The organism is Paenibacillus sp. ATY16 (assembly GCF_003399985.2).
Lineage (GTDB): Bacteria > Bacillota > Bacilli > Paenibacillales > Paenibacillaceae > Pristimantibacillus > Pristimantibacillus glycanilyticus.
In genome coordinates this window covers 48,898-59,742 of record NZ_NMOK02000027.1, presented here as the reverse complement: position 1 = coordinate 59,742, position 10,845 = coordinate 48,898, and the positions used below count along the sequence as shown (strand labels likewise).

The 10,845-nt window shown below is 42.4% G+C and carries 8 protein-coding genes; 7 read left to right on the top strand and 1 reads right to left on the bottom strand.

Annotation, left to right across the window (positions count from 1 at the left end):
• Nucleotides 1-58 precede the first annotated feature (58 nt).
• The 6 genes from CFI03_RS18000 (at nucleotide 59) to CFI03_RS17975 (ending at nucleotide 9,853) form a co-directional block, all read left to right on the top strand.
• Nucleotides 59-2,254 (top strand): hypothetical protein, encoded by a 2,196-nt coding sequence (locus CFI03_RS18000; protein WP_248758296.1) that lies wholly within the window; start codon nucleotides 59-61, stop codon nucleotides 2,252-2,254.
• The gene (locus tag CFI03_RS17995) at nucleotides 2,238-4,949 is read left to right on the top strand and encodes an amidohydrolase family protein (RefSeq protein ID WP_248758295.1); all 2,712 of its coding nucleotides are present in this window, start codon (nucleotides 2,238-2,240) and stop codon (nucleotides 4,947-4,949) included. The genes CFI03_RS18000 and CFI03_RS17995 overlap by 17 nt, the downstream gene beginning before the upstream one ends.
• Nucleotides 4,950-5,064: 115 nt before the next feature.
• Nucleotides 5,065-5,451: an 8-oxo-dGTP diphosphatase MutT gene (gene mutT / locus CFI03_RS17990; RefSeq protein WP_248758294.1), complete on the top strand. Its 387-nt coding sequence runs from the start codon at nucleotides 5,065-5,067 to the stop codon at nucleotides 5,449-5,451.
• A gap of 193 nt (nucleotides 5,452-5,644) precedes the next feature.
• Complete coding sequence (locus CFI03_RS17985; RefSeq protein WP_248758293.1) at nucleotides 5,645-8,353, top strand: alpha-L-rhamnosidase; 2,709 nt, start codon at nucleotides 5,645-5,647, stop codon at nucleotides 8,351-8,353.
• Between the two features lie 142 nt (nucleotides 8,354-8,495).
• Nucleotides 8,496-9,053 carry an RNA 2'-phosphotransferase gene (locus CFI03_RS17980; protein WP_248758298.1) on the top strand — a complete coding sequence of 186 codons (558 nt, stop codon included), beginning with the start codon at nucleotides 8,496-8,498 and terminating at the stop codon, nucleotides 9,051-9,053.
• Nucleotides 9,054-9,067: 14 nt separating this feature from the next.
• Complete coding sequence (locus tag CFI03_RS17975) at nucleotides 9,068-9,853, top strand: TatD family hydrolase (RefSeq protein WP_248758292.1); 786 nt, start codon at nucleotides 9,068-9,070, stop codon at nucleotides 9,851-9,853.
• A 50-nt stretch (nucleotides 9,854-9,903) separates the two neighbouring features.
• Here the strand turns inward: CFI03_RS17975 and CFI03_RS17970 are convergent, their stop codons facing one another.
• Nucleotides 9,904-10,191 carry a hypothetical protein gene (locus CFI03_RS17970; protein WP_248758291.1) on the bottom strand — a complete coding sequence of 96 codons (288 nt, stop codon included), beginning with the start codon at nucleotides 10,189-10,191 and terminating at the stop codon, nucleotides 9,904-9,906.
• A 132-nt stretch (nucleotides 10,192-10,323) separates the two neighbouring features.
• On the opposite strand from CFI03_RS17970, the gene CFI03_RS17965 reads away from it, so the two are divergent.
• Nucleotides 10,324-10,671, top strand: coding sequence for a hypothetical protein (locus CFI03_RS17965; RefSeq protein ID WP_248758290.1), 348 nt, complete (start codon nucleotides 10,324-10,326; stop codon nucleotides 10,669-10,671).
• Nucleotides 10,672-10,845: the final 174 nt, after the last annotated feature.

Sequence of the window (10,845 nt, the reverse complement as noted above, 5' to 3'; positions counted from 1 at the left end):
TAACGAAGTGTCTACTTTTTAGTTTAAGTCCACCCTGGTTGCAAATCAACGGACTATTATGAATACTTCATCAGCTGAATCAGGAATTAATGTTGGAAAAAAAGAAAGAGAGCCAATTCTGTTCTTATTTATTGATGATATCGATTTAAAAATGATCCGTAGCAGAGAATTAATGGAGGCAATTCTTCAATATACAAATCATCCAAATGTGGTGACGATTTTGTCTGGTGATTTTGATATTTTGCTGGAATCAATCACCCTGGCCTTACTGCAAGACGAAAAGCTTCCGCTTAGCAATTTAGATTCAAATTTTAGAGCAAACGAAAGAGAATCAATAAAAGAGAGAAAACAAAGGCTGGCTCATGAGTATATTAAGAAAATTATTCCTCCAGCGAGGCGCCATCAATTGTTGCAATGGAACGAAAATACTATTCCTCATTTTGCGTTTGGGGATCTTACGCTTATTAGTCAATTAAATAAACTTTTCATAAGTAAGAACTTATTTGGCTATAGATTGGACAGTTCTCCAGCATTACATCCAATTGTTAAAAGCTTCAGCATTTTTGATCGAACACCAAGAGGGATTGTAAACGTTTATTACCACATTCATGAAATGAATGAACGTTACTCTGATCTTTGGAGAGCGGACATTGAGCTTGATGAACGAGAAAAGCGAGAGCGCTTCACCATCGTTAAGTCATTAGTAGATACAATATTACTTTCCTCAACCCAAATGGCAGCAGTCCAACGGGATATTCTGGAAAAATTTATAGTTTGGGGGCAAGATTCCAAAAACACGTTTCTAGATTATTCGAAAGTCGAAGCAATTGCAGATAAAGAAGTTACAGATATTATTTTAAAAGAGATCCAAGATGGTAAAATTTCTTCTAAACAAGAGAATAGTCTTTTGTTCCCTTTATTGATTATAGGAGAAATGATTCAATCTTTGTTAAGTGATGTACGCTTTAATGAAACAGAATGTAGGAGCCAGCAATTAAAGGGACTGAGAGAGATTCTTCAATTGAATCATGATTCTAATTCAAAAGAATCTAGACTAAACAGATATGGAAGAATAGTCAATGAGTTTTTCTTTTATATAAGTTTTCAAAATTCTCTAGTATTAACAGATCTGTTGCTTGATAAGAAGGAATGGCTTGTTCATCCCTATAAAAAGGAAGATAGATTCACTGCTTGGACGGAACAACTCGATAGATGGCTACTGACTCAAATCAATCAACTTATTACTAAGGGTAAGGAAGAAAAGTTATTATCCAATCTTTATTATCATCAGTATGTAAGGTCCAAACAGTTAGATTCGAGTCTTAAAGATGCGCAACTTATTTTAAATTTTTTAACACAAGCTAGTGAAAGTAATGGAGAGTATGTATATTATAAGTCGTTATATGAATATCCCATGACAAATGGACCTTGGGGCAGAATGCAGACATTGCTCGTGAGTTCTCGGTTTGCAGAGGAATTATTTCTTCATCTTATCGTGGAAGTCAATAAGTGGAATGATATAAAATTTAATGAAGAGTTATTGGCACTTCAAGAAAGAAATAATTCTTTAGACCGAAGTAGAAATAAAAAAAATGCTGCTAGGCAGTTGAGGGGCATTTTGAGTTCTGTTATAAAGAAACAACAGATGAATGAGGAAGTCACATATACGCCTGCCCAGAAGAATCGTGTTGACAAACTAATTGTTCTTTTCTATGAAGCATTGTTTGCCAGACTTCGTGAAAAGCTATCTATAATGCAACTTTTTGTTGAGTGGAAAGAAGAGGATGTAGTTAATAAAGCGATAAAATATTTTAAAAATAGTGGTCAAGATGGAACTTCTGAAACTAATTATAAAAAAACAAAAAATAAATTAGAAGATACAATAAATAAACAAGAAACTTATCAGCAGTATAACGAGCGTAGATTTCTCGTAAAAAAGCTGGCTGATAACTACAGTGTATGGTATGGGAGACAAGAAGCAGCAACATTGCTCCAGATTCTAAGCAGGGAAGCGTATATGGCACCATCAAATCTAGAGCCAGATGAACTCTGGGTACTACGTCATCTGGACGTTTATTTAAAACAGGTTAATGAAGCTGCCATAATTGATGAGAATTACGAGAGAATTAAAGAAGAAATGCGACGTAAACTAAAAGACGGTTTTATAGAAGCAATGGAATTAGTAACCATGGATTTAAACGACTTTGGAATGAATCTAGATGAAGATGAGGAACTGAATGAAGATGTTCAATAAGATGCAAATAACTCTTCATATAGCCTTCTTTCCTTTTAAAGATTTGCTTTTTAATAGAAACGATGAGTTAGTTGAGTTAGTTTGGCACGTTCACCATAGAACGAAACAAAACTCAAGCCTTTTAAAAGCATTTTTGAATAGATTATATCCTTCGCTTATGTCACGTTGTACTCCTTCTAGTTTGGATGAAGTGAACTTACTACTTGAAAAATTTCATCCTTATTTGTTTCAAAACTATTTTTCTAAAGAGGATTTAACAGTTCAAGAAGTGGAATTTTATTTATATGAATATTATTTTCTTCTGGTAAATCAATTTACACGTGTGTTATTGTCTCATCGTGACGGAGAAGTGGTATTTAAGTATTGGAAGCATGAGATAGGAAAGAAGGACGAGCCTTTTGCAGATGTATGGCAGGCATACTCAGAATTTGACAAGGTTCATATGTTTAGCTTATTAAGTCGATTACTGCCTCTCGATTTGTTTGTGGCTAGTTATTATGCCTCCAATAATTTATTTGAACCACTGGATCTAGATGGGTTGTACCAACATATCAATCTAGTTGACGCTCCACTACACGATGTATTAAAAAGTGGAGTTGCTGAGAATCATATGCATGCAAGTGCGGCGTTTACTTTTACAATGCTATGGCAGACTTGTATGAACTTTAATGGGGATTTTACACGTAGTCCTATTGGAAACTATTTAAAAAACTTTCGTGTATCTTTTTCATGTAATTCGAGTGAGGTTAAGGAGTATATACTAACCGCCCAATTACTGAGGTATTTGTTGGCTGGGTACATTGCTTCAAATTCAAGGTTATCTTTAAGTAAGTGGGTTAAAGATAATTTGAGATCAAATGATAATGATTTACTAAATCTAGTGTTTAATGATTCTACATTTTCTTCAGTTGAAAAATTGAAAAGCACCTTAGAAAAAGTCAAAAAGGAGCTTCCGATTGATTTGAATTTGGGAATCGACTGGATTACATCAATATTTAAAGATTATAGGTATATCCATACTTATGGAGAAAATATATTTCTACACCAAGTTATGAAATATAAACAAGAGTGTATTGGAAAAGAATTAGAGAACCTAAACGAATTTCAACATGTATTTTTTCGCTATTTGAGAATCAAAAATGAATTTTATCAAGAGGTAAACCAATCTAATTCTGTAAAGGGGCTTGATTTCTTTAGGAGTTATTTCGATAGAGCAACATCAGGATTTAGTTCTCAGGATGACCAGTATTTTTTAGAGATGCTAAGGAATCTATTTCAAAATCAGTATTTAAAGAAAGTTGAACTGCGGTTATCTATTGCAAATCGGGAGTCAACAAACCGTCTTAATATTCTTAAGGTCCTTCAGGCTTATAAGAGAATATTGATCGAGGATTATCAGGTGGACAGAAATAAAGAAATATTCTTTCCACGTGTCGGTCTTGTTTATCATTTCATAAAGCAAAAAGATAATATCGATAAGGATTGGAAACAATTTGTTGAAAACCCGAGTCAACTCGAATATCTTCATTACGGCCGTATTCAAGAAGAATATTTTAAAAAAATAAATATGATTCTACAGCTACGTAATAGGGTGCCTTATCTTTCTAATTTCGTTGTCGGACTTGATGCGGCTAGTCTAGAAAATAACACACCGGTACAAGTTTTAAGCCCTGTGTTTGAGAAAGCACGAAATAGCGATCAAGATAGAATGAGAACACTAGATCAGAATGGTCGCAAAATCAAGCAACAAAGTTTGTTTTTTACATTTCATGCAGGTGAAGACTACAGACATCTAAATTCTGGGTTGAGAAGAATTGATGAGGTGATAGATTACTGTAAATTCCATTCTGGAGACCGAATTGGACATGGAATTGCTTTGGGAGTGCCTGTTGAGAGTTGGGTTCATGAAAATGAGCAGGTTATACTTCCACAGGGTGAGTATCTGGATAATCTCTTGTGGATTTGGGGGGTGTATACTCGCACTTCAAATTACAATTTTAGAACTTTTTCTTATCTACAACACAAAATATATGAAACAGCACAGAATATACTAAAAGATGCTTTTAGTTACGGAATTTCTATAGAGATGCTTTATCAGGTATATCAGAGCCGCTTTAAGCCAATTACTGAGCTAGTTGAAACTTCCTCAAAAGAGGCAGGTGACACCCAAAGAGTAAGTCAAAATATTCATTCCCTTGCGCTGATTTTTCACGACCGAACTTATTTAGAGAGACTTATGACTCCGATTTTTGTTAGGACCACTGAAATAGAAAAAGAGATGACTCTAGATATGCAGCAGTATGTTAAGCAAAAAGTAGCACTAAATGGTATTGTAATAGAGGTCAATCCTTCATCAAATTTTGTAATCGGTGACATAAAGTCTCTCTACGAAAATCAGTTTTTTCAAATTAATGATCCCATTGAAAATAGTGTTTCCGACACTTTAATTAGTATAAACACAGATGATCCGATTGTTTTCAACACAAATATTAGTAATGAATTCGCTTATTTATATTATGGTATGCTATACCGAGGTGTAAGTAGAAGCGAGGCATTAAGTTGGATTGAAAATATACGAAAGTCAGGGATGGATACCTCTTTTATCCGAGATGATGTAAGTAATTATGAATATCTAAGACAACTAGATTGTCTTATCGATGCATTAGGGAATCCGTATTACTGTGAAGAAAGCTAGTGCGGGTAAGAGGAGTATGTCAGACATGAAGGTAATAAGCTGATGCGCTTCTTATGAAATGCTGCCAACCCTTGTATCAACGAAGAATAAAGCAGTTGTTTAGGACGTGAATGACATGACCGAGGTTGCGGCAGCTATTATTGAAAATGGACAAGGTCAGATTCTGATCGCGAGACGGAAGCAAGGGAAGTCTCAAGCCGGGATGTGGGAGTTTCCCGGTGGCAAGATTGAGTCGGGCGAAACGGCCGAAGCTTGCTTAAAGAGAGAGTTGCTTGAGGAGATGCATATCGAGATTAACCCATATGCTTATTTTGGAGTTAATGATCATCACTATGGGGCAACCCACATCAGGCTGATTGCTTATAAAGCGACGTTCGTAAGTGGTGAGATCATGCTGGTTGATCATGATGAGTTTCGCTGGATCACCGCTGCAGAACTCGGGAAGTTTACATTTGCTCCGGCGGATCTTCCGTTTGTCGACATGCTGGGGGAAGGGAAATAGCAAAAAAAGTGTCACGCCAATCAGTAAATTTGATTCGCGTGACATTTTTTGGTTTGTATGAGTATTGTTATTTATTTCGATAAGTTAGTATGTTAATATGACGGTGTTATTTCCTTGTATGTGTATACTAACTTACCAGTTTTTGAAGGCGAATACATGGTCACTCATCTACTAATAAAAGGGGACTACGATCATGCAAAAAATCGTTCGATTACGCTGTGAGTACAACCACAACCCCATTGGCATACAAACAACCCAGCCTCGCTTCAGCTGGGAGCTGGAATCTTCCAAACGTAACCGAAAGCAGGCTGCCTATCAGGTTATCGTATCCGAGAGTGAAAAGGATGCGCTCTCCGGAATCGGCGAGCTATGGGATTCGGGCAAAGTCGAATCTGCCGATACCTTCCACATTGAGTATGCTGGCAGCCCACTCGCTAGCGGGCAACGCTGTTACTGGACGGTGAAATGTTGGGACCAGGATGGAGAGCTATATGAATCGGAAGAGGCTGCTTTTTTTGAGATGGGTATCCTGAGCCCGGATGAATGGACCGCACAATGGATTGGTGCAGACGAGACGATTGCATCGCCATTATTCAGAAAGTCCTTCCACATTGATAAAGATATAAAGCAGGCCTCCATATCAGTGTCGGGACTGGGCTACTTCGAGCTGTATATGAATGGCAATCGAGTTGGTGACCACGTCCTTGTTCCAAACTGGACGGATTATGATGACCGCAAGATCGAGGGGCTGCTGTATCCTTTCGACGATCAGACTTCCAAGAGGGTCAATTATCTTCAATACGCCATGACGGACAATGTTCGGCAAGGTGAAAATGCAATCGGTGTAATGCTGGGGAACGGCTTTTACAACCAGACCGAGAGAACGATTGAAGGGAAAATGAACTACGGCGCTCCCCGATTAATTTTGCAGATGGCCATAACCTACGAGGATGGTACGGTGGATTTCATCCGCAGTGATGAGAGCTGGAATTGGAGCTCCGGACCAATCGTGTTTAATAACGTTTTTTACGGAGAAATTTATGACGCGAGGCTTGAACAGCCAGGTTGGAATGACCGAGAGTTTGACGATTCGTCTTGGGATCAGGCCCGCTTGGTTCGTTCTCCGAAGGGCCAGCTGATGGCTCAGACGTCTCCCCCGGATAAAAAGATCAGCACGCTTAAACCCATCTCCCGTGCGGAGCCCAAACCTCATACCTACATCTTCGATTTCGGTCAAAACTTTTCCGGCTGGGTGCGCATTCGAATGCAAGGGGATGCCGGGCAACAGGTTACTTTGAAGTTTGCGGAAAATCTCTGTGGCGATGGCACGCTAGATACGCTAAGCTGCGGCGGTAATGACCAAATTCAATCGGATACTTACATCATGAAAGGCCAGGGAATAGAGCAATACGAACCCCGATTCGTCTGGCATGGTTTTCGCTATGTGGAGGTCACCGGGTATCCCGGGGTACCGGAGCTGACGGACCTCGGAGGCATTGTTGTTCATGCTTCGGTTGAGCCTATAGGCGAGTTCGCTTGCTCTGATCCATTACTCAATCAAGTGCAGAGCGCTTACCGTTGGTCGCAGCTGACCAATATGCATGGAGGCGTACCAAGCGATTGTCCGCATCGCGAACGACTTGGATACACAGGGGACGGACACCTGACTGCGGGGGCGGCGAGTTACAACTTTGATATGGCTGCTTTTTACGCGAAGTGGATTGGAGATATTAGCGACTCGCAGAACAAACAGACGGGCTTTGTCCCGCATACGGCTCCGTTCAACGGGGGCGGAGGTGGAGTCGCTTGGGGATCCGCCTATATCATTTTGCCGTGGACGATGTATCGCCTGTATGGGGATCGTCGTCTGCTCACTGAGCATTATGCAGGGATGCAAAGCTGGATAAGCTATCTAGGTACGCGTAATCGCGGAGGTTATCTGGTCCAGTTCGAAGAACCGGACAGCTGGTTCCTGGGGGATTGGTGTATCCCGGGTGCGAATGAGCTTCCTCCAACCTTAGTGAGCACGTTCTACTATGCCTATACGGTAAGGATGATGTCCGAAATCGCCGGAGTGCTTGGTCATGAAGAGGACGCCCAACAATACGCGAGGCTGTTTGACTTCATATGCTCAGCGTTTAACGAGGCGTTTTTCGATCCCGAAACCGCCACTTACTCCATAGGTCGGCAAGGTGCGGATCTGTTCCCGCTGGTTCTGGGCTGTGTTCCAGAGGGATATGAGGATCAAGTGTGGGAGCGGGTGCTGAAGCATTACCGGGATGATCTAGGCGGACACTTGGATACCGGTATATTCGGGACCTTCTTCTTGTTCGATCTTCTGAGTGAGCGGGGAGAAACGGATCTAGCGTTAAAGATGGTTGCGGCAAGAGACTACCCCGGCTACGGCTACATGATTGAAAATGGCGCCACCACCCTATGGGAATCCTGGGACGGACATGACTCCCATAATCATCCGATGTTCGGAAGCGTCAGCTCCTGGTTCTACAAGCATGTGGCCGGATTGTCCCCGCATCCGGATTCCGTAGCATTCGGGCAGGTTGTCTTTAAACCGTTCCGTGTGTACGAGTTAAACCATGCATCCGCATCGGTTCATACCATTCGCGGCGAGTATGCCGTTCGCTGGTCCAGAGAGGATAGCAGCAGCTGGGCCTGCGAGATCCAGATCCCGCCTAACGGCTCGGGAGAGGTTTATTTTCCTATAAAAACCCCCAATGCCCTTATAATATCCATTTTTGAAAAAGGATACAACCGGACCATATGGCCGTCATCCGATAAGGATCAATCTTCGGAAACCATTCAGTGGAGGGCGGAACCGAACGATATCGCCGTCACTCTAGGTTCAGGTCGATATGAGTTCAATGTAACCGTAAATCCCGAGTAAAATAACGCCTGAGCCAATCCTCATTGGTTCAGGCTTTTTTATGGGAACGTTTGGCTAAATCCGATTAATCCAGCCCACGTCTCTTGCGAAGGGGCTATAATGAAATGACTGGAAGTTTAATGGAGAAAGCGAAGTGAAAGCCATGCTGAATCAGGCCATGGAACAAAGCTTAAGCAAATTAATGACGAAGATCCTTCGGCATACGCCGGAACAGTTCGGGGTCAGCCTTGATCCGGAGGATGGTTCCTGCGGGATACATGTTTTGTTAGAGGCGATACAAGCTCAGCCCAAATGGGCTGGGATCACAATGGAAGATATAGAGCAGGTCGTCCGCCATTCGGAAAAGCAGCGTTTTGCTATCGAGGATGGACGTATTCGGGCAAGATATGGGCATAGTCATGATCGGGTTCAATATAAAGCTGGTGAACCACCGGCAATCCTCTATCACGGTACCAACAGGAAGGCCTTGCCGTCCATCTTGGGAGAAGGGCTTCATCCGATGTACCGTCTGTATGTGCATTTGTCGGAGGGGACTCATTTTGCAACGCTGGCGGGAAGCCGCAGGGGAGAACTGGTGATTCTGAAGATTGATACTTCGCGTGCAAAAGAAACTGGTGTCGTCTTCTACTTTGCAGGCAACGAAGTGTGGCTCGCTGACCGTGTTCCGGCAGATTGCTGCTCGGTCTTCGAACAGAAATAAGGGAGTAGATAACCATGACGAATAACCTTATAGATATCGGCGTGAATCTGATGCACCGTTCATTCCATGAGGATCGTGACCAAGTGGTAGCCAGAGCGGCGGAGAACCATGTTACGCCTCTTATCATCACCGGCACTAGCTTAAGGAACAGTGTGGACGCGGCACGTTATGCCGGAACATATTCCGGGAAGCTGTATTCCACAGCTGGCGTACATCCGCATGATGCGAAGAATTGCAACGAAGAGACGATTGCGAAGCTGCGCGAGTTAGCGGCGATGCCGCAGGTGGTTGCGATCGGGGAGTGCGGGCTGGATTACAATCGGGACTTCTCGCCGAGGGATGTACAGCGGAAATGGTTCGGAGAGCAGGTTCGTCTGGCGCTTGAGCTGGATATGCCGTTGTTCCTTCATGAACGGGAGGCGTCGTCGGATTTTATCGGGATGCTGAAGGAGCATCGCGTGAAAAATGCCGTCGTGCATTGCTTTACGGGTACGGTGCAGGAGCTGAAGGCGTATCTGGAGATGGGTTTCCATATCGGGATTACGGGCTGGATTTGTGATGAGCGGAGAGGCAAGCATCTCCGGGAGCTGGTGCAAATTGTTCCGCTGGACCGGCTGATGATCGAGACGGATGCGCCATTCCTGACGCCGAGGGATTTGAAGGAGAAGCCGAAAGACGGGAGGAATGAACCGGCCATTCTGCCACATATTTTGCAGGCGGTTGCGGAGTGTATAGGGAAACCGGCGGATGAAGTGGCTCAAGCGACTTCGCAGACGGCGAAAGCTTTTTTTCGCATCTAAGCTAAGCATAGAAAAAAAAGCGCCGGGCTTCCCTTGACCGACGCTTCTCTTCACTTTCTTTTGTACATTTTAGCCCACTCGTTGATGATCTCAGCTCTTGTCTTAGCCAGGTCGCTTGGCCATCGGGATGTCTCCCATTCTTGAATGGCTTCTTGTTTCGTTTTGTAGAAACGGTAATCGCAAATATTCCATGGACAGTACAGCTTCCGGTACCATTTTCCGTTTGAAATATCGGTGGTGAAGCGGCGTACGGTTTTTGCGGCTTGTCTTTTAGCCCAGATGGCATTTGGTGTACTCTGTTCCGTCCATGCAGGTGATTTCTTGAAACTTCTGCTCATAATTCTCTAACCTCCTTAGGGGGAAGCTAGAGGCCGTCTAAAGTCTTCATTGGTCACCTCAATTCGAAGTTTGTTACGGATTGCCTATATTAACGCGTCGGATAGGAAAATGTTTCTTAGGTGGAGGGCAGGTTGGGCAATGAGCTGTACGACTTTTTCCATACCTTCAGTTTCCATGAATATAACCTCAAGGAATACAAGCTCGTGCAAGCCGAAGTGCATGACGAGAAGATTATTGATCTGTATATCACCGTTAAGGGTGCCCAAGACGAATGGACTTTGGTCTATAACCATATCAGCAGGATCGGTATCACGATGGATCCACCTGACCTACTTGACCGCAGAGGCTTTGACGATTGGGGCTACGATGAGCTTCTGATCGTGGATGAAAAGACGCTTTCACACGAGATTCTTTTCGCCTCCGGAGCCGTATTTCTCGTCCATTTTCTCGATAAAAACCTAATTGTTAGGCAGAATTAATGTTTTTTTCCTAATGGGTTCCATTGGTATTAGCTATTTCCATTTGGATGTGCTATAATGAATTTATTAAACGTGACCTGAATTCACATCTCGTAGAGGGTTATTTTTATCGAAGGAAATAATCCTGCACGATATGTGAATTTTTTATTTTTTGAACAAAATAAGAATGTCATG

Bases quoted from the DNA above. Each gene is read 5' to 3' on its own strand.
- mutT (WP_248758294.1), top strand. From the start codon at position 5,065: ATGACCGAGGTTGCGGCAGCTATTATTGAAAATGGACAAGGTCAGATT.
- CFI03_RS17975 (WP_248758292.1), top strand. From the start codon at position 9,068: ATGACGAATAACCTTATAGATATCGGCGTGAATCTGATGCACCGTTCA.
- CFI03_RS17985 (WP_248758293.1), top strand. From the start codon at position 5,645: ATGCAAAAAATCGTTCGATTACGCTGTGAGTACAACCACAACCCCATT.
- CFI03_RS18000 (WP_248758296.1), top strand. From the start codon at position 59: ATGAATACTTCATCAGCTGAATCAGGAATTAATGTTGGAAAAAAAGAA.
- CFI03_RS17980 (WP_248758298.1), top strand. From the start codon at position 8,496: ATGCTGAATCAGGCCATGGAACAAAGCTTAAGCAAATTAATGACGAAG.
- CFI03_RS17970 (WP_248758291.1), bottom strand. From the start codon at position 10,191: ATGAGCAGAAGTTTCAAGAAATCACCTGCATGGACGGAACAGAGTACA.
- CFI03_RS17995 (WP_248758295.1), top strand. From the start codon at position 2,238: ATGAAGATGTTCAATAAGATGCAAATAACTCTTCATATAGCCTTCTTT.